Source organism: Sinobacterium caligoides (assembly GCF_003752585.1).
Classification (GTDB): domain Bacteria; phylum Pseudomonadota; class Gammaproteobacteria; order Pseudomonadales; family Sinobacteriaceae; genus Sinobacterium; species Sinobacterium caligoides.
Genome location: NZ_RKHR01000008.1, coordinates 70,869 through 97,685, shown reverse-complemented (window position 1 = coordinate 97,685; position 26,817 = coordinate 70,869). Strand labels below are relative to the sequence as shown.

Genomic DNA, 26,817 nt, shown 5'->3' with positions numbered 1-26,817 from the left:
TTTTTTTGTACAGTATTTTTTTGTGGGTGGGTGATCATGGTCGTAGCATACAGTGGGCTCTATCGTGCGCAGCGGCGCTGCGACATACCGTTCTTTCTCGAGCGGGTGTCGGCGGGCTTCCCGTCGCCGGCACAGGACTACGTAGAGCAGACGCTGGATCTCAATGAGTTGTGTGTGACGCATCCGGCGGCGACCTATTTTGTGCGCGTACAGGGGGACTCGATGACCGGGGCGGGGATCTTCTGCGGCGATATGCTGGTCGTCGATCGCTCGCTGACTGCGCGCCACGGTGATATTGTGATTGCCGGCTTTGACGGTGAGCTGACCGTCAAGCAGCTGGCGTTGAGGCCACGGCCACAGCTGTTGGCCTGCAACCCCGATTACCCAGCGATTGTAGTGCCGGAGGGGGTCGAGTTGGATATCTTTGGCGTGGTCAGCAGCGTCGTACGCAATCTGCGAGTCGAGCGGTGAGTCGAGTCTTTGCGCTGGTCGACTGCAATAACTTTTACGTCGCCTGTGAGCAGCTATTCCGGCCGGATTTACGGCATGCGCCGGTGCTAGTGTTATCGAATAATGACGGCTGTGTGGTGTCACGCTCCAAGGAGGCAAAGGCGTTGGGCATCGGCATGGCGGTACCGGTGTTTCAGCTGCGCGAGCAAATTCGCCGTCACCGCATTGTCACCTTCTCCTCGAATTATGCGCTCTATGCCGATCTGTCGGCGCGGGTGATGCAGACGCTGGAGCAGCTGGCGCCAGCGGTTGATGTCTACTCGATCGATGAGGCCTTTGTCGACCTGACGGGGGTGGCGGCGGTGAGGGCGTTGGAGGATTTTGGCCGAGAATTGCGGCAGACGGTACAGCGCTGTATCGGGCTGACGGTTTGCGTGGGCATCGCGCCGAGCAAGACGTTGGCAAAGCTGGCCAATCAGGCCGCTAAGCAGTACCCAGCTACTGGCGGTGTGGTTGACCTCAGTGATCCTCGGCGGCGCCGTCGTCTGCTGGCGTTGATGCCGGTGGGCGAGGTCTGGGGGGTGGGGCGACGACTGCGTGAGCGACTATTGGTGGAGGGTATTGAGACGGCACTGCAGCTGGCCGAGGCCGATGTAACGGATATCCGCCAGCGCTATTCGGTACAGCTGGCGCGCACCGTCTGTGAACTCAACGGTGAGTCCTGTCAGCCCCTAGAAGACCTGCCGAGCCCGCGTCAGCAGATTATCTGTTCACGCTCTTTTGCCCGCAAAATCAGCACCCAGGCAGCGATGAAGACGGCGCTATGTCACTATCTGGCGAGGGCGGCGGAGCGGCTGCGTGGCGAGGCGTTGAGCGCCAAGATGGTGACGGTGTTTATGCGCACCAGCAGCTTTGGTGGTGTGGGGCGAGGCTATGCGAACAGCGCCAGCGCCTCGTTATCGGTGCCGAGCAGTGATACCCGTGATTTGATGGCGCTGACGGTGATGTTGTTGCAGCGGCTGTGGCGGCAGGGCTATGACTACAGTAAGGCGGGGGTGATGCTGACAGACCTTTATCCACAGCGGGGCCAGCAGCAGGACTTGTTTGTCAGTGGCAGCGAGCCGCAGAGCCAAGCGTTGATGACGACGATCGATCGTATTAACGCCAGCGGTAAGTCGCGGGTATTTTTTGCCGGCCAGGGCTGTGACCCCAGCTGGCGGATGCGCCAGGCACATCTGTCGCCTGCTTATACGACGCGCTGGAGCGACCTGCCTGTGGTGCGTTAGTGGCGCTTTAGCGGGCACCACTCTCGGCCACCCATTTCTCGACCACTTCGGCGACCCAGGGCTGTTTAATTTCCGGGTCGAAGTCCTTGCGGAAATACTGGCCGACGGAATGGCGATTGACCCCCCATTCGGTCTTGGCGAGCCCCTTAAAGAACATCCACAGGTGAGGCAAGAAACGCTTGTTCTGTGCCTTTGCGTCCTGCCAGACGATCTCCGGAATAAGTACGGTGACGAAGAGGTGGGCGACAATAACGCCCTCGATCATGCCCCACAGTTTTAACCAGTAGGCGTTGTTGATGTGGTTGATGACCTTGAGTTTGACGAAGGAGTGTTCGAGCTCCTCTGCGGTATGCCACTTCCACAGTTTGGCCATCTCCTCGTGCATGCCGCTGCTGTACAGTACATCTTTGTCGATATGACTTTTGAAGAAGCCAAAACCGACAAATTCAATGAAGGCGCAGGAGGCCACCGAGACATAGAGCGGCGTGCGACGCTGAATAAAGCGGGTGATCTTTTCGGTGAATTTCCCCGCTTTTATTTTATCGAGACCGATCTTTCTGTTGACCGGAATGTGCATCTTTGTGTGTTCGATTTCTTGGCGTACAAAGATATCGACGAGCTCGCGGATACGAGGTTCATCATCGAGTCGGGGGTCGTCACGGACCTCGCGCATGGTCTTGATGACATAGCGCTCGAAGGGAGGAATGCCGGCGTTGAGAATATTGTAAAAGATGCGGTAGAAGTCGTCTTCGCACCAGTTTTTTTCTATCGCATCGATATCGATGTTGATTTTTTTTGATTTCATTATCTGTGCCCCTGTCGACGATACGGTCGTGGTGATTATTCCGTCTACGTTGCTGTCAACGAATTTGTCAGTCTATGAGGGAAGGGCTGGGGCGGCCATGCGGGGTTGTTTAAAAGCGAAATGGTTGAGGGATAAACTTCACCTTATCACCTCAATACACGAGGCGTTAATTTAATCCAGTCGTTCCATATCGTCTTCGTTTGGTGCGGCTTCGTTGATGGTTTCGTCGGGCTGCGAATACTCTTCCTGCCTCTCTTTTGATAATGCTTTTGGCTTATTCTTGTGCGCCTCGACGGATGAATCTTGCGCCGCTGGCTTGGCTGTCGGAACGGGAGGCTGAGTGTCCTTTTTGGCGCAGCTAATGAGGCTGCTGGCGACGATCAGTGTGAATAGGAGAGTGATAATTTTTTTCATCTAGGTGTCCGTTACTTTTTCTGTGACTGTTGTTGCAGTGCCCAGGCGAAGGCCGGGCTTTCGGCAAGGGATTGGGTGTTGAGTGGGCGGTAGTGTGGATCGAGGAAAAAAGCACAGTGCTCGGTGAGGTGATGATAAAAAAATTCACACTGTTTTGCATCTTTCAGCATCGAGGCAAAGCGCAGGGCGTTGCGACTGACATTCCACTGGAAGGGCTCTTGCCGCAGCAGCTGCCGGCTGCTGGCGAAGAAGTCGCTTTGCTCTAGATAGCTGGCCAGCTGCCGGCCATCGCTGCGCTGTGTTTTTTCTAGCGCGTTGAGGTAGCAGGCGAGGACGTTTTGCTGCAGCTTGAACAGGTTTGTCGGCCCCAGCTGCTGCAGGGTATCGGGATGTTGTCGAGCGATAGTGATTGCCTGTTGGTAGTGGCTGATAGCTTGCTGTTGGCAGTACTCAAGGGCTTGATGGCGGCGTCTATCACGATGGCAGGGGATCAGATCGAAGTAGCTGTTGGCCAGGATCCAGTGCAGACGAATGCGGTCGAGGGGCTGCTGCCAGTCGCGTTGCTCGATCAGTCGCTTGAGCACGATACGCATAGCCTCGGTGTCGCCGTTCTCCTCGTCAACGGCAAGGCTGTTATACAGACGCAATAGGGCTTCACTGTGGGGGCTAAAAGGGCTGGGAAAGTACCGCCGATGCAGCGTCTCGATAGCCTCTATAATCGTTTGAGTGCTGGCTCTGTGCGGCTGTTTGTAGTGGGCCTTTAGCGTTTTTTCGTCAATACCAGCAGGATAGATTAGATCGAGCTCGCAGAGGAACTTGTCCCATGTCCAGGGGATGGCCTTGAGGCGATTGACCTTGTTAAAGAGAGAGGGCATGGCATGACCAGAGCTTAATTAGGGAGACCAATCTAGGGTCGAGATTACCGAATTGTTGGCAGCGCGGCAATGTATTGTTGTTGTCCTTACGACCACCTACAGCCAGCGGCGATGTACAGCGAACAGCGCTATATGCGTATTACGGCATGGTTAGCTTGAGTCACTGCACTGCACAGCTGTACTGCAGGGATAATGCCTGTGCTCTACTGTTGTTGTTGTTGTTGTTGTTGTTGTTGCTGCTGTTCTTGCTGTTCTTTCTGCTCTTGCTGCTGCTGTGCCATGGTGCGGCGTAGTAGTTGGCTGTAGATCGGCTTGCCGCCGAGTGCCTGCGCCATCATGGTGGCACCGAGGGTGGTGATCAGCAACGGCAAAATAAGGTCGTAGTTATGGGTTAGCTCGATCACCAGCAGGATGCCGGTGATGGGAGCTCTCACCGTCGCTGCGAACAGAGCGCCCATGCCGGCGATGGCAAACATGCCGGGGTTTAGCTCTAAGCCAGGGAACAGGTGGGTGCAGATGACGCCAAAACAGGTGCCTAATAACGTGCCCAAGGCTAGCATCGGTGCAAATACACCGCCGGTGGCGCCGGAGCCAAAGCAGAGCAAGGTGACGGCCAGGCGGGCGACAAAGAGAAATAATAACATCGACAGGCTAAAGCCGCCGCTGACGGTCTGGGGAATGAGACTGACGCCCTCGCCACTGAGCTCGGGGAAGAGCATCAGCATCAAACCAAAGAAGCCACCGAGGCTAGCGCCGATCAGTAGAAAGCGCTTTAGTTTGTTGTTGTGGAAGGCGAGAAAGGCGTCCATGGAAAGGACGACGAGGCGGTTGAAGACGACGCCGAAGAGGCCAAAAATAAGGCCGAGGATGAGGAATAAGACTAACGAAGAGATCGGTGCGGCATGGTAGACCGGCAGGGTGATCATCGCATCTTGGCCGCGCAGGACTCGATAGGTAATTGTTGCCATGATGGCGGCAATGATGACCGAGCGCACCGAGACGAGGTTATAACGGAACTGCGGCCGCATCTCTTCGACGACAAACATTACGCCGGCCAGGGGGGCGTTGAAGGCAGCTGCCAAGCCAGCGGCGGCACCGGAGGCGACGAGGGTGTGTACACTCTCGTCGTTTTCTATGCGGAAGATATCGCAGAGCATGCGCCCGACGCTGCCGCCAATCTGTACTGATGGTCCTTCGCGTCCTAATACCATGCCTGCGCCGATGGTGCCGATACCGCCAAAGAATTTAACGGGAATGACTCGCCACCAGCGTAGTTTGCGTACGCCGTCGAGGGCCCCTTCGATCTCGGGGATACCGGAACCGGAGGCTTCGGGAGCGAAGCGGTGGACACAATAGAAGCCTGCGCAGGCGAGTATGGCGCTAGAGAGGCAAACAAGGATGACAGTAACAATATTGGTGCCGCCAGCTGTGGCGACCCACTCCTGTCTCACGAGGGCGACATGATGGATGCCGATATCGAGTAGGGTGCAGAGTAGGCCGGCAATAATACCCACGCAGGCCGCCAGGAAGATAACCATCACCGGGCTTTTGTGGATGGAGCGGAAGCGTCTTATCGAGCCCGTAGGCTGTTCGCGGCTGGTCGAGTTGTCGTTGGTGGTCTGATCATCGTTAGTCATCGTTAAAGATACCGGGGGGTGCTCGAGCTTGAGTGTGCTGGCTCAATCGAGTTGATCAAAAAAGTGGCCAGATTATAGCATCGAAGCTAGCTCGACCATGACGGCATGCATCAATGCCGAGGATAAATAAGTCAGCAAACGTTGATTTTTTGTCGGGACGTGCTAGCAATGCGTAAAATCTTTGCCGCGTGTCCGTCTAGCCTAGTGATGGCGGCATAATAATGCTTTTTTAAAAAGCGCATTTCTCTGTTTGATCGCGCCAAAACACTCACGATTAATGGCTAGCAACGTCACGTTTGTTGAGCGTTTACGGGCGCTGCTACAGCAGCGCGGCAGGGTCAAAGGCTCGGCGGTTAGCATTATTTTACGTAAAGCGGAAGACCAATCTGTCGCGGATCTTACCTGATGCCCCTAAAGGCGGCAATGTATTGTTGTCGTTATCACAGCAAACTACCACGAGAAGGATACGATGATGAAAATAGGCCCGGCTTTACCCCCCTTATCAACACTGGTCTCGGTTCTGTGCCTGGCGGCGGCGACCAGCCTACTTGGCGGCTGTGGCAGTGAACAGGCTGCCGACGAGCGTAACAATGCCGTTGACTACAGCGCGCGGCCGCTGCCTGCGAAACTTAGCGCTCAGGCCGATGAGGCGAGAGAGTCGATAGGGGCGGCGCCAATGTTCAAGGCGAAGCCGAGGATCGGTGTCATGCCAGTACAGTATCAGTCGCCCGAATTGGCGGGCGATCGCTACGCTAAGGCCGAGAGTAGTCGAGTGCACAGCGTCGCAGAGGCGCCATTGACCACGTTTAGTATCGATGTCGATACGGCCAGCTATGCCAATGTGAGACGTTTCGTCGTCAATGGCCGCTTACCGCCAAAGGGGGCTGTGCGCGCAGAGGAGTTTATTAACTACTTCACTTATGGCTTTAGTCAGTCTGCTAAGGCGTCGGCAGCTAGCCCGTTTAAGCTGTCCTACGAAGTGGCGAAGAGTCCCTGGAATAGTGATCGTCAGCTGCTGATGTTGGCGCTTGATAGCAGTGCTGTAGAGCTTGTGCATAAGCCGAGTAACTTAGTGTTTTTATTGGACGTTTCTGGGTCTATGAACAGCCCCGATCGGCTGCCGTTGGTGCGCCGCTCGCTGAAGATGTTGTTGACCCAGCTCGATGACCAGGACCGGGTAGCGATTGTCGTCTATGCCGGTGCCGCGGGGGTGGTGCTGGAACCGACGAGGGCGAATGAGCGGGCGACGATTGTCGGGGCCCTCGAGCAGCTCAGTGCCGGTGGCTCGACCAACGGTGGTGAGGGCTTGAGACAGGCTTATCGCCTGGCGCAACAGGCGTTTATCGAAGGCGGCAATAACCGGGTGATCCTCGCTACCGATGGTGATTTCAACGTCGGTGTCAGTGGTACCGATGAGTTGCGTGAACTGGTGCAGCGACAGGCTAAGCAGGGGGTGGAGCTGACCGTGCTGGGCTTCGGTCGCGGTAATTATAACGATCAGATGATGGAGCAGATATCTAATTGGGGTAATGGCAATGCGGCTTACATCGACACCCTGTTAGAGGCGCGCAAGGTCTTGGTCGAGCAACTGGGGGCGACGCTGCAGACAGTCGCAAGCGATGTCAAAATTCAGCTGGAGTTTAATCCACAGCAAGTGACTGAGTACCGTTTAATTGGCTACCAGAATCGTATGCTGGCCAATGAGGACTTTAATAACGACAAAGTCGATGCCGGAGAGATCGGTGCGGGTCATACCGTGACGGCAATTTATGAATTGACGCTGACGGGGGCAAAGCAGCCTTGGTTGCCAGCGCTGCACTATGCAAAAGGTGAGGCCGAGTCGTCGCAGGCATCTGCGACAGAGTACGGTTTGATGAAGCTGCGTTATAAGTTACCGGGGCAGAGCCAGAGTCGCCTTGTTAGCTTCCCGCTGCGAGTGCAGACGGAAACTGTAGGCAGTGTTGATTTCAATTTTGCGGCAGCTGTGGCTGCCTATGCAGAACGGCTATGCTGCGATAAATACCTCGGTGATTTCGCTTATGCGGCGATTGAGCAGCTGGCGCAGCAGGGGCGCGGCGATGATATCGCCGGCTATCGTGCCGAGTTTATTCGTCTGGTGCAACAGACGGCGTTGATTGAAGGCGTCGAGGATTAATTAAACGGCAGGCGCTCGGCCAGCTAAGCTGGCGAGTGTCCCTCTAGTTGTCTTTAAAGATTTTCATCAGGTTGTCGACGACGACTCGTTGCAGGCTCTCAAGCTCTAGCTCAGACAGGTGGGAGAGTTGTTTTAGGTCGATGGTGTGCAGGTGCAGCGAGGGTACGCGACTCTCGTATTCACGGAGACTGCCTTTGATAACTATCGGTAAGAAGATCTCGTCGCGGGCCTGAAACTGTTTGATGACGTCTAATAGTCCCGCCTTGAAGGGCATTTCACGACTGCTAACTAAGCCCAAGGGGCAGGGAATCTTGATGAATAGGCCGCTGTCGCCGGAGCATTCGCCGGGATAGAGGAAGATGCCGGTATCGACGACCGCCTCCTTGGGGATACGATGAAAGTTATCGTGATGGGCGATTTGACTCGGCAGTACGGAAATCTCATAGTTAGCATTGTCGGGAATCAGAAACTGATAGCTGCTATAGATAATATTGACAAAGCTCGAGTAAATGCACAGCTTATTTTCGAAGCGTCGTAAGAAGTCGATGGCCTCGTCGCGGTTGGTGATGGCGTGTAGATCCCAGTTGAGCTCGTAGTCCTGCTCGATCGCTGCGGTATCGTAGGCGGCAGTCTCCATCGTCATCTCCTGATTCGTCCCTAGTGTTGATTTATTAATGTGTTAACAAGAAACATTGCACGAAGCCTGCCAACTTTTTATTCATTATGAGGACTGGTACGCGAAATATAATAAAGGTGGCGATTCTTGCAGTAAGTCACCACCCTAATGACAAAATTTGTCACATTGTCGACAAAAAGATACCCATCAGCGACTTTGTTCGGCCTGTAGTACGGGCTGCGTTGCCGAGCCGGTCTTAGCGCGCTCGAGTACCAGCGCGCTAAGGCACAACCCTGTGGTCGATAGTTCGTAGAGCAAGGCGCCCATATTATAGTCGTCAAGGCCGTGCATAATGCCGCCGAGTAGACGGCTAATGCCGAGACTGCCGATGGTGGCGAGTATTAGCCAGAGGCCGGGGATGACCCAGCGCTGTTTGAGGGCGCAGACAAAGTAGAGAATGCCGAGGCCGAGTTGCAGGCCGCCATACATGGCAATGATTTCGACGGTGCTACCGCCGATGCCGGGTTGGTAGCCGATATACTGCGCGGGCAGTTGTGGGCTGATGGCGCAGAGCAGACCGTAGACGGCAAAGATGAGGCCGCTAATGATGAGCAAAATCTTAGAGAAAAGCATAATAGCTCCAGAGTCGATGACGTTGATATTATGAGCGTTATATTGATACATCGTCTGAGCCGCTGGAGGCGACTCTAGCTAGCTGGTTGATTACAGCAGCTTTGGTGGTGGGAGGGCGAGAGGGTTATTTTTTATTGCTCTCGACCTCCTATATTCGAGGGAGGGTACAGAGAAGGAGTGTGTAGAGAAGGAGTCTCAGGCTCCTCCCCCGTTTTGCGTGAAGCTTATTAGGCTTAGCAAGCCGCAGCGATCTCGCCTTAGTTGAAGTTATATTGGGTCATGAAATGCACGCGCTGTGAGTCGCCATCATAGCCATCGGTATCTTCGCGCTCGCCATAGAGGTATTCAAAGCCGGTGGTAATGTGCTCATCGATATCCCAGAAGATATTGGCGACATAGTAGGCGGACTCGGTATAGCGGCTGAGCGACACTCCCGGGATGTACCCCGCATCGTTTTTGTCGTAGTAATAGCCGCCGTTATCGACGTCAACCATCGAGTAGGCGAAGGTGGAGCGCAGGTGATCGTTCCACTGTTGGGCGATGGCCACCGAGTAGGCCTCGGCAGTGACCGTGTCGACATTGCCGTCATCGTCGATGGCTAGGGTATTGCCGCTGCCCGAAAGATCGGCGATATAGTGGCTGGCGCCGTCGACATAGGCGGCGCTTAACTGCAGCGCGGTGTGCTGGGTAATATTGATGACGCCGCTGAGTTTGGCACCGTAGCCGTCGATACGCTTACTCTTGTAGTTGGCGGTGGTGCCGAAGGCCGGTTTGCCCTTGAAGGAGGTGTAGACGTAATTGCCTTGGATGTTGCCCCAGTCGCCACTGTTTTTCAGCATTAGGTGAAGGTCTGGACGGTCGAAGTTGATCGACTCGGCGACGTCGTCGTCGTTGCTGATGTCGTCGAGTTCACTGGCGTAGGAGTTGTCCTCCAGTGCTAGGGAGGCATCCCAGTGCTCAGCAAAGCTGTGGTTGTAGCGGATGAGTGGCTGGCGCAGTGCGAGCACGCCGGGTGCGCCCTGCCAGTCGACGGTGGCGGGGTTGGCCGAGAGGTTGTCGAAAGTGGACCAGGTCTGACCTAACGTCCAGGCGCCGGTCTGGCCATAGGCGTGTCGAAGGCGGAAGCTATTGCCGCCGCCGTGGAAGTCACCCTCGAGGAACATCTTCAGGGTGCCGAAGGGGCTGGGGGTGAGTGCCTCGACGCTGAAGCGGCTCTGGTTGGCGCCGATGTGAAATTGGTCGCCGCTACCGGTATAGGTTTGGCCGTCGCTGATGTAGTACTTACCGTCGCCCTTCTTGATCGGGATCTGGCTGACGATGAAGGAGTCGGGGTTGTTCATGCCGTTACCGCCGTCGTAGGCGGTGACTAGATTGGCAAAGCCACCGAGCTTGATGCTGACCTGTTGGTCGCTGGCCTTGACGCTGCCGGCCTGCGTGCCGGTGCCCGACTGATATTGCCGGCTGGTTGTGGAGACGCGTTGCTCCTTAATGAACTCTTGCTCGAGGGCGTTTTTTTCCTGCATCTGGCGCTGCATTTGCTCGATGACAGCCTGCATTTGTCGGATTTGAGCCTCGAGCTCAGCGTTGCTGGCAGCGAGGCTGTTCGGGCTAGCGAGTAACAGCGTGGCCGGGGCAAGTGCCGCGACGGTGATCTTTTTCAGCATGGTTTGGCTTCCTTGAAACGTTCGCGTTATCAAGGGGAAGTTTAGAGGCGAATAAGCACAAAGGCGGGGATATTGGCGGTATAAAAGGAGATATCAGCAGAGTTGTTATGCTGCCGTGTTATATGGGGCCGACGAACCGCGTGCGCTAACGCGATTCGTGAGAGTGCTGCGGCGCTGACACTGCGTTTAGCGGCGTCCGCACAGGTCGTCACCGAGGCAGGCGTGGGCCCAAGGCTCTATGTTCTGGTTGCTGGAGATGAGTTGCTGGCTATCGTTGCTGGCGCAGCCGGTGATGAACAAGCTCAGGGCGGCGAGTAGTAGTAATTTCTTCATGGTATAACTCCTGTTTTTAGTAGCCTAGGTGCTACAAATCTGTTCTATCCTTGAGCGGCGGGTGGCGCCAACATGATGTATTTTGTCGTTATTGTTTCTGCGATCCTGCAGACGAACAACCTTGCTCTATATCAAATTATTAACTTATCTTAATAAAAAGGCAAGAAAATGCCTAGTCAAAAGCGTATTAACGGGTCTTGTCGGCACGGGCAATAACTTATAGGAGATGAGGGGCGTCGGGGGAGTGAGCGCTGGAGCGTTAGTGCTGCCTGCCCTGTGGCGGGATGTTTGTTTCAGGCACAAAAAAGCCGGTGACTGGCACCGGCTTTTTAGTGTTCTAGGTTGCGCTAGGCGAACTTAGAAAGAGTACTGTGCTAGCAGGTTGATGCGCTGTGCCTTGGCATCTTCCTCGTGGCTGGCATCGATGCGAGTGTTGTCGGCGACAACGTATTCAACACCGAAGTCCATGTTCTTGTCCGCAGCCCACATGATGTTGGCACCGGCATAGTTAACAGAGGTAACGTTCGCATTCTGATCAACGAGAGCGAGGTCAGAGCTGTTGTTGTCGATGTTAACAGCTGAGTAGAACACGTTGCCGCTTAGAGTGGCAGTCAGCTTTTGGTTGTAGGCAACAGTCCAAGCGTCGGCAGCGATGGCTTCAGCTTCGCCGTCAACTACGCCGTAGCTGTAGCCGTCTAGGCCCTGTACACCGTAGATGTATTCGTTTGAGCCGTTTGAGTAAACGTAGCTTGCCTGTAGGCTTGCTTCCCAAGGTAGGTTAACAGCACCGCCAATCTCGGCTGCGTAGCCGTTGATGCGCTCGCCTTCGTTAAGTTGGCTGGTGTTGGTGCGGAAGCTGGTAGAGGCTGCGGCAACAGCAATGTGTCCCCAGTCACCTTCGTTCTTCAAAGAGGCTACGAGGTCAGGACGGTCAACGTTGACAGTCTTAAGGTCGCGGTCAGTGCCCCAGCTGGTCTTAGACTGCTCGGCAGATACTGCGTAGCTCCAGTTGTCGCCGAAGCTGTTGCGGTAGGCAACCAATGGGCGACGCTGGCTGAAGGTACCGGCTGGTCCTTGGAAGTCGATGGTGTTAACACCAGGTGCGGCGTCGTTGAAGACCGAATCGGTTTGACCGACAGTCCAGTGGCCAACTGCGAAGTAGGCGTGACGTAGACGGAAGGTATCGGCGAAATCACCCTCAACGTAGGTACGGACGGTACCGAAGCGGCTAGGTGTTAGGATTTCCATGTTGAGACGAGACTCGCCAGCACCGGCGTCGAACTGATCGCCACGCTTAGAGCCGGTAGTGCTCATGCGGAAGGGGTTGAGGCTGTTAGGGCCACCAGCGGTTGCGTCATCGCCAGAGGTCTGGCCAGCGGTTAGACGTACGAAGCCGCCGAAGTTAACCTTGCTACCAGCAACGTCAGAGCTAAGGCCGCTCTTCTCAGAGCTGCTGCTCTCGTTGTTACGCATTTCTTCGCGCAGGCTGTCAACTTGAGCTTGTAGCTCGCTAAGAGTCTGGGCTTGGCTTGATTGAGTGGTGTCTTGTGCAAGAGCGCCGTTAGCGGCGAATACAGCAAGAGCAATAGGAGCGATTTTGCGCAACATAGTAACTTCCTTCAGGATTTAAAAGTATCGCACTGCTTCATGGACTTGAGCTAAAGCAGCTCGAAGAATCTACTCAACAGTCATAAAAAACTATGAAACGCACATTAGCAGAACTCGTCACCGAGATAATGCGACATAGATCAAATTTGAATAAGCTAGAAGTCTTTTTTTATTTTTTGTAGGAACTTTTCTAGAAATTATCTTTGGATTGTTTTTTTGAGCGGCATTATATCGACAAGTAATAGTGATTAATGACTATATTTATAGGTGTAAACACCTATTTCCGGTGATGCAGATATCTATGTATACAAGTTTTGATTTCGCCTAACGAATAGATATTTTGGTAATAAAAAGTCAAAATTTAACAAAAATTCACTAGACATTAGGTGGAATATTTATCTAACAGGGAGGTGGTCGCGCGTGAACGGAGGAGGTTAGCCGCCGGTGGTGTTCATGAAACGAACGATTTGCACGTCATCACTGAGGTCGAAGTGGTGGCGCTCAGGCTTGATGTCCAGCGAGTCGATGATCGCTTGCTTGAGTCGTACCATGTCGCCGGGGTAGCTGCGAATGACCTGCCGTAGATCGACGGAGTGTTCGTTACCAAGGCAGAGCAGCAGCCGCCCTTCGACGGTGACCCTGACGCGGTTACAGCTGTCGCAGAAGTTATGGCTGTGGGGGGAGATGAAGCCGATGCGTGTCGTCTGGCCGCTCACTTGATAGTAGCGGCTTGGTCCGGGCGTGCTGCTGGTGCTGGCAGTAACGCTGTAGCGTGCCTCGATCATCGCCAGTATTTCGTCGCTGGAGCAGAAGCTGAGCGCGCGATCGTGCTCGCTGATGTCGCCGAGGGGCATCTCTTCGATGAAGGTGATGTCGACGCCCTTGTCGATGGCGAAGGCGACGAGATCGAGGATCTCGTCGTCGTTGCGACCTTTCAGGATGACGGCGTTAAGCTTGACGCGCTGGAATCCTGCGGCGATGGCGGCATCGATACCGGCCAATACCTTGTGCAAGTCACCGGTGCGGGTCAGCTCTTTGAATTTGTCGGCATCAAGGGTGTCGAGGCTAATGTTGATGCGGGTGGTACCCGCATCGACTAGAGGTTGGGCCAGTCGAGGTAGCTGCGAGCCGTTGCTGGTGAGATTGAGTTCCTTCAGTCCGGGGAGGCGGCCGAGTTGCTGAAACAGGTCGATGGCGTTGCGGCGGATCAGTGGCTCGCCGCCGGTGAGGCGAATTTTACTCACCCCGAGTTCGACGAAGGCGCGGGCGATGAAGGCAATCTCTTCTAGGCTCAAGATCTGCTCGCGGGGCAGGAAGGTCATCTCCTCGGCCATGCAATAAACGCAGCGGAAGTCACAGCGATCGGTCACCGACATGCGCACGTAGTCTACGCGGCGATTGAAGCGGTCGATAAGAGTGGTGGGCTGGTCGGTATTCATCATCAAAATTGTACTACGTCGATGGTGCTGCGACTACGCGGCGCCGGTATTGTGGTCGTTATTGTCAGTGTCGTCGCTGTCGTCGCTGTCGTCGGCGTCTTGCTCGGGGTCTGTCTTGGGTTTGATGAAGCGGCCGGCGAGGACGCCGAGCTCGAACAGCATCCATACCGGGATGGCCAGTAGGCTCTGGCTGATTAGGTCGGGCGGCGTCAGCAACATGCCGATGACGAAGCAGCCGACGATGACGTAGGGGCGCTTCTCGGCGAGTTTATCGCTGGTGGTGACACCGGTCAAGATCAGTAGGATGGTGGCGATGGGGATCTCGAAGGCGACACCGAAGGCGAAGAACAGCTTGAGGATGAAGTTCAGGTAGCTATTAATGTCGGTCATGATACTGACGCCCTCCGGCGCGATGCCGGCGAAGAAGGCGAAGATCAGCGGAAAGACAATAAAGTAGGCAAAGGCGATGCCGGCGTAGAACAGTACGACACTGGAGACGAGCAGCGGAATGGCGATACGTTTTTCCTGGCGGTACATGCCGGGGGCGATGAACGACCAGGCCTGGTAGAGCAGGAAGGGGATGGCGAGGAAGACCGAAACTACGCCGGTCAACTTAAACGGCGTTAGAAAGGGCGAGGCGACGTCGGTGGCGATCATCGTCGTACCCTCGGGCATCAGGGCGCGCAGCGGCTCCGAGACAAAGCTATAGATCTCGTTGGCATAGCTGAATAGCCCGGCAAAGACGATCAATACAGCCAGCACTGAGTAGAGTAGGCGATTGCGCAGCTCTAACAGGTGGGCGATCAGGGGTTGGGCTTCATCGTTAACGTTGGTGCTCATTACGGTTCGTCGCTGTTATCGCTGCTGGTCGGTGTGAGCAGAGTCTGTGCTGGGAGACGACTCGATCTCGCTGTTGCTTGGTCGGCTTTGCTCTCTTCGTGGTTGTCGTCAGTCGCGCTCGGTTGACTCTCGGTCGAGGAGTGCAGGTCAAACTCGGCGCTCTTCAGGCTGGCGCGTACCTCGTCAAGGTTGCCCTTGAGGTCTTGCTTGCTCTGCTCGAGTTGCTGCATGATCGAGTCGTTGTGTATCTGTTGGCGAATCTCGTCGGCATCCAGCTCACTCTCGATCTGCTCTTTGACCTGGTTGAACATGCTGCGAATCTTGCCGACCCATTTGCCGGTGGTGCGCACCGCGTGGGGCAGGCGCTCTGGTCCCAGCACGACAAGGGCAATGATGGCGACCAGCAGTAGCTCGGTAAAGCCGATATCAAACACGGCTTATTCGCCCTTCTTGGGGTCGGCGCTGGCGCCTTCCTTGTTGGCGACGCTTTCACCTTCGGGGCTTGCCTGTTGATCGAGGTTTTTCTTTTCCTGTTCTGTCTTCTCTTCGTCGTTCATGGCCTTCTTAAAGCCTTTGATCGCGCCGCCGAGATCGCCGCCGATATTCTTCAGGCGCTTGGTGCCGAAGAGGACGATGACGATGGCTAAGATGATGAGTAGTTGCCAGATGCTAATGCCGCCTAAACCCATGATTGAGCTCCTTTAAATGAATGCTGTAAATTACTTTGATTGGCCGCGCGAAGCTTTCTCCACGAGGCCGGAAAGGTCGAAGCGGCGCTGCAATTCAGCCAGTACCGCGCTAGAGTCTTCGCCGAGATGCGATAGCGCCACCAGCGAGTGGAACCACAGATCGGCGGTCTCGTAGATGAGTTCGCTGTTGTCGCCGCTGTGTTCGGCGTCTTTGGCGGCGAGAATGGTCTCGGTGCACTCTTCGCCGACCTTCTCGAGAATCTTGTTGAGCCCCTTGTGGTGGAGCGAGGCGACGTAAGAACTGTCTGCGTCTGCCTGTTTGCGAGCTGATAGTACCTGATCTAGCTCGGCCAATACGTTATCCATGGTGCTTCCGTTATCTGTTGCCATCGATTGGCGAAGGCTAGTTATAAATGGTCTCAGGGTCTTTGACCACTGGATCGACGCTCTGCCATTGGCCGTTATCGTACTTGCGATAAAAGCAGTTTTTACGGCCGGTATGGCAGGCGATGCCGCCGAGCTGCTTGACCTTGAGTAAGACTACATCGGCGTCACAGTCGAGACGAATTTCATGCAGCTGCTGGATATGCCCGGATTCCTCGCCCTTGCGCCACAGTTTCTGGCGAGAGCGCGACCAGTAGATGGCGCGTCCCTCGTCGACGGTGAGCTGTAGGGACTCTCGATTCATCCAGGCCATCATTAGGATCTCGCCGCTCTGGTAGTCTTGAGCGATGGCTGCGACAAGACCGTCCGGTGTCCATTTTACTTGGTCTAAGAAAGAACTCTCGATTAGCGTGGTGCTATCGTCGCTGACGTTGCTGTTCATAGGGGCTCTGTTGTCAAACTCGCGGGTGTATTGTAAGCGTATAATACACGATTAATATTGATAGAGACGATAATTGCATGGTTTCTATCGTCGCCAGAGTGCGATCAATGCGATGCCGAGCAGTAACCAGCTGCCGGTAGGTAGCTCGAGGAGCTGTTGTATACGTGCTGGCTCGGCGATGATGACGGCGCCGACCAGGGCGGCGACGGCGATGCTGACGCGTTGTCGACGGCTTGATTCACGTTGCTGTTGCTGTTGCTGTCGTGCTTGCAGCTCGTGTTGTAACTGCACTAATTGCTTGTTCTGCTTGATGTTGTTGATCAGCATGTCGGGCACTTTGGGCAGTTCTTCGAGCCAGCTCGGGGCGCGCTTGATGCTCTCCTTGAGCAGCGCCTTGGGGCTGTAATTTTGTTTCAGCCAATCCTCTAGGAAGGGCTTGGCGGTGTGCCATAGGTCGAGTTGCGGATAGAGTTGTCGCCCCAGCCCCTCGATATGCAGCAGTGTCTTCTGCAGTAGCACCAGCGATGGCTGTATCTCCATGTCGAAGCGGCGGGCGGTCTGGAACAGGTAGAGCACCATGTCGGCGAAGGAGATCTCGCCCAGTGGCTTTTCGAAGATTGGTTCGCAGGCGGCGCGGATGGCAGCCTCGAAGTCTTGTACGCGGGTATCGGCGGGTACCCAGCCACACTCGACGTGCAGCTGTGCCACCTCACGGTAGTTTTGCTGGAAGATGGCCAGTAGGTTGCGGGCAAGATAGTGACGATCAAAGTCGCTGAGGCTGCCCATAATGGCGCAGTCGATGCCGATATACATGGGGCGCTCGGGGTGTTCGCGTGAGACGAAGATATTGCCCGGGTGCATGTCGGCGTGGAAGAAGTTGTCGCGGAATACCTGGGTGAAGAAGATCTCGACACCGTGCTCGGCCAATACCTTCATATTGGTCTGCTGTGCCGCCATCGCCGCCACGTCGGAGACGGGAATACCGTAGATGCGCTCCATTACCATGACGTTGCTGCGGCAGTAACTCCAGTAGACCTCGGGGATGTAGAGTGCCTCGGAGTCCTGGAAGTTGCGGCGTAGCTGCGAGGTGTTGGCGGCCTCGCGCTGTAGGTCGAGTTCGTCGAAGATGGTGTGCTGATACTCCTCGACCACCTCGACGGGGCGCAGGCGCTTGCCGTCGGGCAGGTAGCGTTGCAGTAGCCTGGCGAGCCAAAACATCAGGGCGATGTCGCTGCGAATGGTGGGCTCGATATCGGGGCGGACAACCTTGACGACGACCTCGCGACCATCCTGCAATACCGCGGTGTGTACCTGCGCGATAGAGGCGGAGGCGAGGGGCTGGGGGTCGAAGTCACGAAACAGGTTGCCGACGCTATCCTGCAGTGCCTCCTCGATGATCTGGGTGGCGACGTCACCCTCGAAGGGAGGCACTTTGTCCTGCAACAGTTCGAGCTCATCGGTGATGTCGTCGTCGAGGAGGTCGCGACGGGTCGAGAGCATCTGGCCGAACTTGATGAAGATGGGGCCCAGCTCGATCAGTGCTAGGCGAATTCGCTCGCCGTGGCTCAGTGCCGGCTCGGGGATCAGTCGCAGCGGCGAGAGAGTCAGTAAGATGCGCAGCGGCAGTGGCAGGCGGTGTCGGGGTAGCAGCGTGTCAAGGCGGTAGCGGGCAGTGACCCAGATGATGGTGAGTAGTCGCAGAAAGGTGGTCACGGAGGCGGTCCTGTCATCGCTGGAGAAGAGCTTGTGTATGCCCTGGCCGGTAGCTTAGCCCTGTTAGGGGGTGATTTTTCGGGCCAGGCGGTCGAGCTTGGCTTGCAGTCGTTCGGTATCGTTGGCGAGGCGGCTGACCTGACTGTAGAAGTCCTCGAGCTCGCTCTTCGGGGGGCTTAAGCGGCCCTCCTCGAGGATGAAGTCGCTGGCTTGGCGGCGCAGGTTGCGCTGTGCCTCGCGACCGAACTTGAGGCCGCCGCGCAGCAAGCTGCCGAGGCCGTTGGCAGCCATGTCGGCGAAGCTGTTGCCGCCGAGGCTCTTGCTGATGGCGGCCTCCCAGTCGATATCCAGTCGCTTTAAAATTGCCTGTAGTTGTAACAGGGGGGCGCTGTCGCCGGTCAGCGTGATGTTGCCGTTGATCAGGCTCGAGGCGGCGTCGTCGGCGCCGAGCAGCTGCAGAAACTCGCCGGCGCTGCCAGCCAGGTGGCTATCGACGGGGCCGTCGTAATAGCCGCGCAGGGAAATGCCGTCGTGCTGTGGGCAGAGGTAGAAGTCGAGCTGTGGGCTGGTGATCTCGATATGGAAGACTCGCCCGTCGAGCTCAGCGAGTGCTCGACGGCTACCGGGATCAAAGCGCAGGGCGCTATTGATCACCTTCTCGAGGGCGGCTAGACCCGCGGTATGCAACGTCGGCAAGATGATCAAGGCTTTACGCCCTTGTGTAGAGCGACGACACCGCCGGTCATGTTATAGAACTCGGTCATGGTGAAGCCGGCGTCATCCATCATCTCTTTCAGTGTCTGCTGATCGGGGTGCATGCGGATGCTTTCGGCGAGGTACTGATAGCTGTCTGCGTCGTTGGTGACCAGCTTGCCGATGCGTGGCAGTACGTTAAATGAGTAGGCGTCGTAGGCCTTGGAGAGTAGTTCGCTCTGCGGCTTGGAGAACTCGAGTACCAGTAAACGGCCGCCGGGCTTGAGCACGCGCAGCATGGAGCGTAGGGCGCGGTCTTTGTCGGTGACGTTGCGCAGTCCGAAGGCAATGGTAATGCAGTCGAAGTGATTATCGGGGAAGGGTAGATACTGCGCATCGCACTGGACGTAGTTGACGTTGTTGCAGATGCCGCGGTCGATGAGCTTGTCGCGGCCGACCTTCAACATGGAGTCGTTGATGTCGGCGAGAACAACCTCGCCCTCGGCGCCGACGAGGCGAGAGAACTTGGCGGCTAAGTCGCCGGTGCCGCCGGCGATATCGAGTACGCGTTGACCGCGACGAACACCGCTGACCTCGATGGTAAAACGCTTCCAGAGGCGATGGACACCGCCGCTCATCAGATCGTTCATTAGGTCGTACTTGGCGGCAACGGAGTGAAATACGCCGGCAACTAAGCCTGCTTTGTCGCTGCTGTTGACGGTTTTGAAACCGAAGTGGGTGGTCTTTTGCTCGCTCATGGCGTCTCTACATCGCTGTGGCTGTTTTAACGGAGCTCATTGTATAACAAACACAGCCTATTGATAGGTGTCGGCGGGCAATATTCGTCGTGCTGGGTCAAGCTTGTGGGTTGTGCGCTTTAATTACCGAGGCGAATCACCTGGGTGTTTTCATCGCGGCTCTGTCCTTCGGCGGCGAGGCGGGCGAGATAGTCATCCCAGAGCTGCTGCTGTTCATTGGCCAGCCGATAGAGATAGCCCCAGGAGTAAATGCCTGAATCGTGGCCGTCATCGAAGTGCAGCTGAATGGCGTAGTTGCCGACAGGCTGGATGTGTACGATAGTGACATGGCGCTTGCCGAACTGCAGCACCTCGGAGCCGACCCCGTGCCCCTGGACCTCGGCCGAGGGTGAGTAGACGCGCAGCAACTCGGCGCTGAGCGAGTAGTCTTCGTCGCCGTAGCTGAGCACGAGCAATTTTGACTGTTTTTTGTAGTTGATGCCGCTGGGGATCGGGGCGGTGTTTGCAGTGGTCGGTGACATGGTGGTTCCAGCCGTCGGGGCGATGGGAGTTGTTTAATTTATAAGATCTGTGGCTAAAAAAAAAGGTCATCGCCTCGGCGATGACCTTTTTTCTGCGGCGGCTGAGACTAGCAGTCGTCAGTGCTCTGCAGTGGGTAGTGAGCCGGGTAGGGCTGTTGGGCGACGCCGGTATCGACGGCGGCCTGTGCGACGGCGCCACTAACTAGACCGAGTAGACGGCTGTCCATCGGCTTGGGGATGATGTAGTCACGGCCGAATTCGAGGGCGTCGACATTACAGGCATCGAGTACGACCTGTGGTACCGGTAGCTTGGCGAGGTCTTTGATGGCGTGTACGGCGGCGATCTTCATCTCTTCGTTGATCACCTTAGCGTGGACGTCGAGGGCGCCGCGGAAGATGAAAGGGAAGCCCAGTACGTTATTGACCTGGTTAGGGAAGTCGGAGCGCCCTGTGGCCATGATGATATCGTCGCGCACCGAGTGTGCCAGTGACGGTGCGATCTCTGGATCTGGATTGGAGCAGGCGAAGATAACAGGGTTGGGTGCCATGCTCTGCAACAACTCTGGCGACATCAGGTTGGGGCCGGAGAGACCGACGAAGGCGTCGGCGTCTTTGCAGGCGTCAATCAAGGTGCGGTCGTCGGTCTCGCTGGCGAATTCGGCCTTGTATTTGTTGATGTTCTCACGACCCTGGTAGATAACACCGCGGGTGTCGATCATGCGGATATTGTTGCGGTCGGCACCGACACTGACGAGCAGGCGCATACAGGCGATGGCGGCGGCACCGGCGCCGAGGCAGACGATTTTGGCATCGGCGATGTTCTTACCCTGGACCTCCAGCGCGTTGAGCATGCCGGCGGCGGTGACGATAGCGGTACCGTGCTGGTCGTCGTGGAAGACGGGTATATCGCAGGCTTCGATCAACTGCTTTTCAATCTCGAAGCACTCGGGTGCCTTGATGTCTTCGAGGTTGATACCGCCGAAGGTGGCGGCGATGTTTTTGACGGTCTTGACGAAGTCGTCGGCATCGACGGTGTCGACTTCAATATCGACGGAGTCTACGCCGGCAAAGCGTTTGAATAACAGGCTCTTACCTTCCATTACTGGCTTGCTGGCGAGCGAGCCGAGGTTACCCAGACCGAGGATCGCGGTGCCGTTGCTGATGACCGCAACCAAGTTTCCCTTGGCGGTGTACTTGTAGGCGTCGGCAGGGTTGGCGGCGATGGCGCGAACGGGCTCGGCGACACCGGGGCTGTAAGCCAGCGCTAAATCATGCTGTGTCTGTGAGGCGGTGGTGAGGGCGAGGGCCACTTTGCCTGGCTTGGGTAGAGCGTGGTAATCGAGTGCTTCTTTTTTAAAATCTGACATTTATGTACCAATAAGTGATCTTGTTGTCGGTAAAAGGGCAGTGATTGAGCCGCGTGATGGCCGCTCTGAGGCTGGCGTTGGGTGGTTGGTGCCCTGACGTGCCTATTTATTTACTTGCCCCTCTCTGGCGAGTTGCTGAATAGGACCGCCGTTCAAGGGGGGGGCTGATCCTACTAACTGTTCCAGGAGTTTTGCTCCGGTTACAGCTGCCTCCCTAGACAAGAGGCTTGTGACCTACTTGCTTGAGGCTCGTGGCAACAAAATAGCGTTTATTATTCGATGCGATAATAAAAGCTGCCGCCTGGCTCCGCTGAGATTGACGTTTCAGGGTCAATCACTTGCGTTGGCGGTGTGCTTGAGCACGTCGTCGGTTCTGTTCTCCCCGAGGACGCACTCTGGCTAATGCTGTGGGCGACGCCGTGGCGCTGCGTGATTATTTTCAGTCTAGCTTCGTCGAGGTGTGGCGGATAGTGCTGTCACCATAGCTCGATGAGATGACAGGTCCGTTACGTCGCCATCAACCTATTTCGTGACGGCATCGCTAGGGCCTGTGCTGGCTCGTTTGGGCGGTTATCGCCGACCTGAGCTGGCTCAATGTGCCTGTTATCCAGTAAAAAAGCTAGTAGCATTGATAAATGCTGGCTAACACCTTGGCTGATAGTAGCCTATTTAGGGCGTATCGCCGATCAATAAGTTACCGTCTATCGTCAAGGCAAATTTACAGGGGTAAGCAACAGTGAGCGGGGGGGTGCGTAAAAAAGGCACTGACGAGGTGCTCGTGAGTGCCTTTTTACGCTACTTTCTATGCCGCTACTTTACTAGCGGCATAGCTACCTGCTCGAGGTAGCCGCTGCTTAGCGGGAAGTACGCGAGCTGAAACGCTTCTTGAAACGATCAACACGTCCACCGGTGCTCGCTTCTTTCTGCTTGCCGGTGTAGAACGGGTGGCAGGCTGAACAGATATCGAGGTGTAGGTCTTTATGCATAGTAGACTTAACTTCGTGCACAGCACCGCAGCTGCAAGTCGCGGTAAGTGCTTGGTATTTAGGGTGAATACCTTCTTTCATGATCGTAATCCTGTGTTTGTGGCACCGCCACTCAGGCCGTCCTGAGCACCGCACCTACAAGGTGTTGGTTGATATTTGAGCGCTGAAAAGCACAAAGAGGGCGGATTCTACCAAAATCTCTGCCAGTAGCAAGCGGCAATTGCCCTGTCTGCTGGGCCAGTACGCGAGAGACTAACTGCTAGCGTCGAATTAGTGATCGAGGCATAGAGCAATAGTGGTGGCTTTATAGTAGCCTGCGAGATTAGATTGAGGTGATATCGAGTGATGATTAACGGTGACACGGCAACCCATGAATAGATCTTCCACAGCAGATGAACCCTTTAATCTGTCGGCGCCACAGCCTGCCGACGAGGATGCGCCGTTGTGGCGGGTGGCGGTGCCGACACCGCTGCGCAAGCTCTATGACTATCTGCCGCCGGTAGCGCTGACGGCAGAACAGTGTGCACGCGTGACGCCGGGGGTGCGGGTTAAGGTGTCGTTTGGCCGTCAGCAGTTGATCGGTGTGGTCGTCGACTGTGATGCGCAGTCGGACTTTCAGCGCAGTAAACTCAAGCCGGTGCTGGAATTGCTCGATAATGACAGTGTTTTCAGTGCCGATATTGAGCGGCTGTGTCACTGGATCAGCCGCTACTATCAATACGGGCTCGGTGAGGTGATGAGCAACGCCCTGCCAGTACTGTTGCGCAAGGGGCGCAGTGTCAGCGCACAGGTGAAGCGCTGGCGGCTGACGACGAATGGTAAGGGGCTGCCGGAAGGCGCGTTGCGGGGGGCGAAGAAGCAGGCGTTATTATTGGCACTATTGCAGCGTGGCGAGCAGAGCCCTGAAACTCTAAAGGAGCAGGGCATTAGTGCGGCGATTAGTCGCGCCATGGTCGATAAGGGACTGATTGAACAAGTGCTGATCGATGAGGCACTGGCCGTGCCGAGCGCGCCTTTGCCGGCGACTTTGCGGCAGTCGGCGCTGACCTTGAATGCACAGCAGCAGCGGGCCCTAGACGAGGTGCCGGACACGGGCTTTGCGCCGACCCTGTTGCAGGGGGTGACCGGCAGTGGTAAGACTGAGGTCTATCTGCAGTTGATTCATCGGCAGCTAGAGGCGGGTCGGCAGGCATTGGTGCTGGTGCCGGAGATTGGCCTGACGCCACAGACACAGCAACGCTTTATTGATCGCTTTGACTGCCCGGTAGCGATGCTGCACTCGGCGATGTCGGATACGGCACGGCTGGAGGTGTGGCGGCGAGCGCGGGTGGGTCAGCTGGGGATCGTGATCGGCACGCGTTCGGCACTGTTCACGCCGCTGCCGCAGCTGGGCATTATTATCGTCGATGAGGAGCATGATGGCTCTTTCAAGCAGCTGGAGGGGGTGCGCTACAATGCCCGTGATGCCGCCGTGGTGCGCGCGAAAGACTGCGCCATACCCATCGTTTTAGGGTCGGCGACACCGTCGCTGGAGTCGCTGCACAACGCTCAGCAGGGGCGCTATCGCCACCTTGAACTATTGGAACGGGCGGGAGGTGCCGAGCCACCAGCCGTGCAGCTGGTCGATGTACGGCAACAGAATATGCACGAGGGGATGAGTGGCGAGCTGCTCGAGGCGATGCGCGAAGAGTTGCAGCGCGGTCGTCAGGTGCTGTTGTTTCTCAATCGCCGCGGCTACTCGCCGTCGCTGATGTGTCATCAGTGCGGCTGGTGTGCGGATTGTCATAACTGCGATGCCAAGCTGACCGTCCACCTCAAACCACGCCAGTTACACTGCCATCACTGCGACAGTCGTTACGCTATCCCGGCGGCCTGCCCGAACTGCCATAGCGGCAACCTGCTTGGCGAGGGTATCGGTACCGAGCGTAGTCAGCGGGCGCTGGAGCAGCTGTTTCCGGCGGTGCCGGTATTGCGCGTCGATCGCGATACGGTGTCGCGTCGAGGTGAGCTCGACGAGCTGTTGGCCGAGGTGCATAGCGGTGAGCCCTGTATTTTGGTGGGCACACAGATGCTGGCCAAGGGGCACCATTTTCCCGATGTGACGTTAGTTGCCATCGTCGATGCCGATGCGGGCTTCTTTAGTAGTGATTTCCGGGGCAGCGAGCGCATCAGCCAGCTGCTGGTGCAGGTGGCGGGCCGAGCGGGCCGGGCGGAGCACCGTGGACGGGTGTTGGTGCAGACCCATCACCCCGAGCACCTGTTGATGCGGCAGCTGTTGGAGCAGGGTTATCACGCGGTGGCGCAATCGCTTCTGGCCGAGCGTCAGGTGTTGGGGCTGCCGCCCTGCGGCTACCTGGTGATGGTGCGTGCCGATGCCCGTCACGAGCAGTTAGCGGAACAAATGTTGGCGCGTCTACGCGATGCTCTGCAGGGGTTGGCCGGTAGTGAGGTGACATGGGTGGGCCCGATGCCGGCGTTGATGGTACGGCGGCAGGGACGTTTCCGCGCACAGATCATGTTGCGCAGTGGCAGCCGTGGGTTGTTGGCACAGTTGGCTGGCGCCGTGGTTGGCTGGTTAGAGGCCGATGCCGAGGCGCGTAAGATGCGCTGGTCAATTGATGTGGATCCGCAGGATACATTATAAGCAGCATTAATATCGCAAGCTGTGAGCGTCGACGACTAGTGCTGCTTGGCAAACGGAAGGATTCAGAGGATAATTGCTGGTTTCCCTCCCTGAAACTGCAGAGTTATCTAACGACCATGAAAGATGTTATTGCCGAGCTGCTAAGCCAGACCATTGAACAGTTGAAGTCCGCCGCCATCATCCCGGCCGAGCTTAGCCCGCGAATTAACGTCGATCGCACCCGTGACAAGAGTCATGGCGACCTTGCGACCAATCTGGCGATGATGCTCGCCAAACCGGTTGGCAAGCCGCCGCGCGAGGTGGCGCAGCTGATCATCGACCACATGCCGACGTCGGCGTCGGTCGCCAAGATTGAGATTGCCGGCCCCGGTTTCATCAACTTCTATCTCAACGAAGGGGCGGCCTCCGCTATCGTTGAGACCGTGTTAACGCAGGGCGACAAGTTTGGTTGTAGCGATATCGGTAAGGGCCGCAAGGTGCAGGTCGAGTTTGTATCGGCTAACCCTACCGGGCCGCTGCATGTTGGCCACGGCCGTGGTGCGGCTGTTGGTGACACCTTGTGTCGGCTGATGACGGCGACCGGCTGGGAGACCACGGCAGAGTTTTACTACAACGATGCCGGCAACCAGATTAACAACTTGGGCGTATCGACTCAGGCGCGCTGTCAGGGTATCGCACCCGATCAGGCGGGTTGGCCGGAGGACGGCTATCGCGGCGACTATATCCAAGATGTGGCGACGGCCTACATGGCCGGCGAGACGATTGTCGCCGAGGACAAGCAGGTCACCGGTGCCGCCGATGCCGACAATCTGGCGGCGATCACCGAGTTTGCGGTTGCCTATCTGCGCCGCGAGCAGGACTTGGATCTGAAGGCCTTCGGTGTGCACTTCGATGTCTTCTCGCTGGAGAGTGCGCTGTATGCAGAGGGTAAGGTCGAACAGGTGGTGGCCGATTTAGTGGCGAGTGGTAACACCTACGAGAAGGACGACGCGCTGTGGTTGAAGACCACGGACTTCGGTGACGACAAGGATCGGGTGATGCGCAAGAGTGACGGCGGCTACACCTACTTTGTTCCCGATGTCGCCTACCACAAGGAGAAGTGGCAGCGTGGCTTCAGCCGGGTGATCAACGAGCAGGGGGCCGATCATCACTCGACCGTCACGCGTGTGCGCGCAGGACTGCAGGCGCTGGATGTTGGCATTCCGAGCGGCTGGCCCGAGTATGTGCTGCACCAGATGGTGATGGTGATGCGCGGTGGCGAAGAGGTGAAACTCTCCAAACGTGCCGGTAGCTATATCACTATTCGCGACCTGATCGACGAGGTGGGCAAAGATGCCACTCGTTACTTCCTCGCGGCGCGCAGTCCTAACTCGCAGTTGACCTTCGATATCGATCTGGCGCGCTCGCAGAGCAACGATAACCCGGTCTACTACATTCAGTACGCACACGCGCGTATCTGCAGCATGATGGCGAAGCTCGACGGTCTCGGCTGGTCGTGGTCGAAGGAGACTGAGAGCGACCTGACGCTGCTGACTGAAGACGCAGAAAAGGCGCTGCTGAAGCGTCTTACCGCCTTCCCGGAATATGTGAGCAAGGCGGCAAATAGCGCCGAACCTCACGTCATTGCCAATTACATCTACGACCTCGCCGGTGAGTTCCACAGTTGTTATAACGCACACAAGACGCTGGTTGAGGATGAGGCTCTGCGCAACGCCCGCCTGGCCTTGAGTGCCGCGGTGCGACAGGTACTCAGCAACGGTTTGACGCTGCTCGGTGTCTCTAGCCCAGAGCAGATGTAGTCAGATGGCCAAGGATTTTGCCAAGAAGAAGCGGTCCGCGGCGAAGCGGCCGCCGCCTAGACGAGC

The 26,817-nt window shown here is 56.5% G+C and carries 27 protein-coding genes; 6 read left to right on the top strand and 21 right to left on the bottom strand.

The features are described 5' to 3' along the window. Positions 1–36 precede the first annotated feature (36 nt). Together umuD and umuC are read left to right on the top strand one after the other, a co-directional pair. Positions 37–471, top strand: coding sequence for a translesion error-prone DNA polymerase V autoproteolytic subunit (gene umuD / locus EDC56_RS17835; RefSeq protein ID WP_123713952.1), 435 nt, complete (start codon positions 37–39; stop codon positions 469–471). Next, positions 468–1,736: a translesion error-prone DNA polymerase V subunit UmuC gene (gene umuC, locus EDC56_RS17830; RefSeq protein ID WP_123713951.1), complete on the top strand. Its 1,269-nt coding sequence runs from the start codon at positions 468–470 to the stop codon at positions 1,734–1,736. Before umuD ends, umuC begins: the two co-directional genes overlap by 4 nt. Before the next feature lie 7 nt (positions 1,737–1,743). Here the strand turns inward: umuC and EDC56_RS17825 are convergent, their stop codons facing one another. From EDC56_RS17825 to clcA, 4 genes are all read right to left on the bottom strand, one after another. After that, a complete protein-coding gene (locus EDC56_RS17825; RefSeq protein ID WP_123713950.1) occupies positions 1,744–2,541 on the bottom strand; it encodes a metal-dependent hydrolase in 798 nt (265 codons plus the stop codon). 171 nt (positions 2,542–2,712) lie between these two features. Further along, positions 2,713–2,955, bottom strand: coding sequence for a hypothetical protein (locus EDC56_RS17820; RefSeq protein WP_123713949.1), 243 nt, complete (start codon positions 2,953–2,955; stop codon positions 2,713–2,715). Positions 2,956–2,966: 11 nt separating this feature from the next. Next, positions 2,967–3,830, bottom strand: coding sequence for a hypothetical protein (locus tag EDC56_RS17815; protein ID WP_123713948.1), 864 nt, complete (start codon positions 3,828–3,830; stop codon positions 2,967–2,969). A 203-nt stretch (positions 3,831–4,033) separates the two neighbouring features. Continuing rightward, complete coding sequence (gene clcA, locus EDC56_RS17810) at positions 4,034–5,467, bottom strand: H(+)/Cl(-) exchange transporter ClcA (RefSeq protein WP_123713947.1); 1,434 nt, start codon at positions 5,465–5,467, stop codon at positions 4,034–4,036. A gap of 277 nt (positions 5,468–5,744) precedes the next feature. Between clcA and EDC56_RS20005 the strand changes: the two genes are divergently transcribed. After that, positions 5,745–5,873 carry a hypothetical protein gene (locus EDC56_RS20005; protein ID WP_281273377.1) on the top strand — a complete coding sequence of 43 codons (129 nt, stop codon included), beginning with the start codon at positions 5,745–5,747 and terminating at the stop codon, positions 5,871–5,873. 63 nt (positions 5,874–5,936) lie between these two features. Beyond that, positions 5,937–7,622: a vWA domain-containing protein gene (locus tag EDC56_RS17805; RefSeq protein WP_123713946.1), complete on the top strand. Its 1,686-nt coding sequence runs from the start codon at positions 5,937–5,939 to the stop codon at positions 7,620–7,622. A 43-nt stretch (positions 7,623–7,665) separates the two neighbouring features. Here EDC56_RS17805 and EDC56_RS17800 read toward each other — a convergent pair whose 3' ends face one another. From EDC56_RS17800 to rpmE, 17 genes are all read right to left on the bottom strand, one after another. Beyond that, the gene (locus EDC56_RS17800; protein WP_211333748.1) at positions 7,666–8,259 is read right to left on the bottom strand and encodes a hypothetical protein; all 594 of its coding nucleotides are present in this window, start codon (positions 8,257–8,259) and stop codon (positions 7,666–7,668) included. Between the two features lie 186 nt (positions 8,260–8,445). Then, the gene (locus tag EDC56_RS17795; RefSeq protein ID WP_162844237.1) at positions 8,446–8,871 is read right to left on the bottom strand and encodes a DUF4345 family protein; all 426 of its coding nucleotides are present in this window, start codon (positions 8,869–8,871) and stop codon (positions 8,446–8,448) included. 257 nt (positions 8,872–9,128) lie between these two features. Next, the gene (locus tag EDC56_RS17790) at positions 9,129–10,535 is read right to left on the bottom strand and encodes a DcaP family trimeric outer membrane transporter (RefSeq protein ID WP_123713943.1); all 1,407 of its coding nucleotides are present in this window, start codon (positions 10,533–10,535) and stop codon (positions 9,129–9,131) included. 186 nt (positions 10,536–10,721) lie between these two features. After that, complete coding sequence (locus tag EDC56_RS19695; protein WP_162844236.1) at positions 10,722–10,868, bottom strand: hypothetical protein; 147 nt, start codon at positions 10,866–10,868, stop codon at positions 10,722–10,724. 357 nt (positions 10,869–11,225) lie between these two features. After that, entirely contained in the window at positions 11,226–12,476 is a 1,251-nt protein-coding gene (locus EDC56_RS17780) for a DcaP family trimeric outer membrane transporter (protein ID WP_123713941.1), read from the bottom strand. Positions 12,477–12,910: 434 nt separating this feature from the next. Then, positions 12,911–13,918, bottom strand: coding sequence for a GTP 3',8-cyclase MoaA (gene moaA, locus EDC56_RS17775; RefSeq protein WP_123713940.1), 1,008 nt, complete (start codon positions 13,916–13,918; stop codon positions 12,911–12,913). A gap of 30 nt (positions 13,919–13,948) precedes the next feature. After that, positions 13,949–14,755 (bottom strand): twin-arginine translocase subunit TatC, encoded by an 807-nt coding sequence (gene tatC, locus EDC56_RS17770; protein WP_123713939.1) that lies wholly within the window; start codon positions 14,753–14,755, stop codon positions 13,949–13,951. Then, positions 14,755–15,189 (bottom strand): Sec-independent protein translocase protein TatB, encoded by a 435-nt coding sequence (gene tatB, locus EDC56_RS17765; RefSeq protein ID WP_123713938.1) that lies wholly within the window; start codon positions 15,187–15,189, stop codon positions 14,755–14,757. Before tatB ends, tatC begins: the two co-directional genes overlap by 1 nt. Positions 15,190–15,192: 3 nt before the next feature. Next, positions 15,193–15,444, bottom strand: a complete 252-nt coding sequence (gene tatA, locus EDC56_RS17760; protein WP_123713937.1) for a Sec-independent protein translocase subunit TatA — start codon at positions 15,442–15,444, stop codon at positions 15,193–15,195. Positions 15,445–15,474: 30 nt separating this feature from the next. Continuing rightward, a complete protein-coding gene (locus EDC56_RS17755) occupies positions 15,475–15,810 on the bottom strand; it encodes a phosphoribosyl-ATP diphosphatase (protein WP_123713936.1) in 336 nt (111 codons plus the stop codon). Positions 15,811–15,847: 37 nt separating this feature from the next. Next, entirely contained in the window at positions 15,848–16,270 is a 423-nt protein-coding gene (hisI, locus tag EDC56_RS17750) for a phosphoribosyl-AMP cyclohydrolase (RefSeq protein ID WP_123713935.1), read from the bottom strand. 84 nt (positions 16,271–16,354) lie between these two features. Continuing rightward, entirely contained in the window at positions 16,355–17,983 is a 1,629-nt protein-coding gene (gene ubiB / locus EDC56_RS17745) for a ubiquinone biosynthesis regulatory protein kinase UbiB (RefSeq protein ID WP_123713934.1), read from the bottom strand. Positions 17,984–18,046: 63 nt separating this feature from the next. Beyond that, positions 18,047–18,688, bottom strand: a complete 642-nt coding sequence (locus EDC56_RS17740; protein ID WP_123713933.1) for a ubiquinone biosynthesis accessory factor UbiJ — start codon at positions 18,686–18,688, stop codon at positions 18,047–18,049. Continuing rightward, a complete protein-coding gene (gene ubiE, locus EDC56_RS17735) occupies positions 18,685–19,434 on the bottom strand; it encodes a bifunctional demethylmenaquinone methyltransferase/2-methoxy-6-polyprenyl-1,4-benzoquinol methylase UbiE (RefSeq protein WP_123713932.1) in 750 nt (249 codons plus the stop codon). Before ubiE ends, EDC56_RS17740 begins: the two co-directional genes overlap by 4 nt. A 119-nt stretch (positions 19,435–19,553) precedes the next feature. Beyond that, on the bottom strand, positions 19,554–19,955 hold the full coding sequence (locus tag EDC56_RS17730) for a gamma-butyrobetaine hydroxylase family protein (protein WP_123713931.1): 402 nt from the start codon (positions 19,953–19,955) through the stop codon (positions 19,554–19,556). A gap of 107 nt (positions 19,956–20,062) precedes the next feature. Further along, a complete protein-coding gene (locus EDC56_RS17725; RefSeq protein WP_123713930.1) occupies positions 20,063–21,322 on the bottom strand; it encodes a malic enzyme-like NAD(P)-binding protein in 1,260 nt (419 codons plus the stop codon). Between the two features lie 854 nt (positions 21,323–22,176). Beyond that, the gene (rpmE, locus tag EDC56_RS17720; protein WP_123713929.1) at positions 22,177–22,389 is read right to left on the bottom strand and encodes a 50S ribosomal protein L31; all 213 of its coding nucleotides are present in this window, start codon (positions 22,387–22,389) and stop codon (positions 22,177–22,179) included. A 289-nt stretch (positions 22,390–22,678) separates the two neighbouring features. On the opposite strand from rpmE, the gene EDC56_RS17715 reads away from it, so the two are divergent. Then, complete coding sequence (locus EDC56_RS17715) at positions 22,679–24,952, top strand: primosomal protein N' (protein ID WP_123713928.1); 2,274 nt, start codon at positions 22,679–22,681, stop codon at positions 24,950–24,952. 116 nt (positions 24,953–25,068) lie between these two features. Continuing rightward, positions 25,069–26,751, top strand: coding sequence for an arginine--tRNA ligase (argS, locus tag EDC56_RS17710; protein WP_123713927.1), 1,683 nt, complete (start codon positions 25,069–25,071; stop codon positions 26,749–26,751). Positions 26,752–26,817 lie beyond the last annotated feature (66 nt).

Coding starts and splice junctions, on each gene's coding strand:
- umuD (WP_123713952.1), top strand. CDS start 37: ATGGTCGTAGCATACAGTGGGCTCTATCGTGCGCAGCGGCGCTGCGAC.
- EDC56_RS17825 (WP_123713950.1), bottom strand. CDS start 2,541: ATGAAATCAAAAAAAATCAACATCGATATCGATGCGATAGAAAAAAAC.
- EDC56_RS17820 (WP_123713949.1), bottom strand. CDS start 2,955: ATGAAAAAAATTATCACTCTCCTATTCACACTGATCGTCGCCAGCAGC.
- EDC56_RS17815 (WP_123713948.1), bottom strand. CDS start 3,830: ATGCCCTCTCTCTTTAACAAGGTCAATCGCCTCAAGGCCATCCCCTGG.
- clcA (WP_123713947.1), bottom strand. CDS start 5,467: ATGACTAACGATGATCAGACCACCAACGACAACTCGACCAGCCGCGAA.
- EDC56_RS20005 (WP_281273377.1), top strand. CDS start 5,745: ATGGCTAGCAACGTCACGTTTGTTGAGCGTTTACGGGCGCTGCTACAG.
- EDC56_RS17805 (WP_123713946.1), top strand. CDS start 5,937: ATGATGAAAATAGGCCCGGCTTTACCCCCCTTATCAACACTGGTCTCG.
- EDC56_RS17800 (WP_211333748.1), bottom strand. CDS start 8,259: ATGGAGACTGCCGCCTACGATACCGCAGCGATCGAGCAGGACTACGAG.
- EDC56_RS17795 (WP_162844237.1), bottom strand. CDS start 8,871: ATGCTTTTCTCTAAGATTTTGCTCATCATTAGCGGCCTCATCTTTGCC.
- EDC56_RS17790 (WP_123713943.1), bottom strand. CDS start 10,535: ATGCTGAAAAAGATCACCGTCGCGGCACTTGCCCCGGCCACGCTGTTA.
- EDC56_RS19695 (WP_162844236.1), bottom strand. CDS start 10,868: ATGAAGAAATTACTACTACTCGCCGCCCTGAGCTTGTTCATCACCGGC.
- EDC56_RS17780 (WP_123713941.1), bottom strand. CDS start 12,476: ATGTTGCGCAAAATCGCTCCTATTGCTCTTGCTGTATTCGCCGCTAAC.
- moaA (WP_123713940.1), bottom strand. CDS start 13,918: ATGATGAATACCGACCAGCCCACCACTCTTATCGACCGCTTCAATCGC.
- tatC (WP_123713939.1), bottom strand. CDS start 14,755: ATGAGCACCAACGTTAACGATGAAGCCCAACCCCTGATCGCCCACCTG.
- tatA (WP_123713937.1), bottom strand. CDS start 15,444: ATGGGTTTAGGCGGCATTAGCATCTGGCAACTACTCATCATCTTAGCC.
- EDC56_RS17755 (WP_123713936.1), bottom strand. CDS start 15,810: ATGGATAACGTATTGGCCGAGCTAGATCAGGTACTATCAGCTCGCAAA.
- hisI (WP_123713935.1), bottom strand. CDS start 16,270: ATGAACAGCAACGTCAGCGACGATAGCACCACGCTAATCGAGAGTTCT.
- ubiE (WP_123713932.1), bottom strand. CDS start 19,434: ATGAGCGAGCAAAAGACCACCCACTTCGGTTTCAAAACCGTCAACAGC.
- EDC56_RS17730 (WP_123713931.1), bottom strand. CDS start 19,955: ATGTCACCGACCACTGCAAACACCGCCCCGATCCCCAGCGGCATCAAC.
- EDC56_RS17725 (WP_123713930.1), bottom strand. CDS start 21,322: ATGTCAGATTTTAAAAAAGAAGCACTCGATTACCACGCTCTACCCAAG.
- rpmE (WP_123713929.1), bottom strand. CDS start 22,389: ATGAAAGAAGGTATTCACCCTAAATACCAAGCACTTACCGCGACTTGC.
- EDC56_RS17715 (WP_123713928.1), top strand. CDS start 22,679: ATGAATAGATCTTCCACAGCAGATGAACCCTTTAATCTGTCGGCGCCA.
- argS (WP_123713927.1), top strand. CDS start 25,069: ATGAAAGATGTTATTGCCGAGCTGCTAAGCCAGACCATTGAACAGTTG.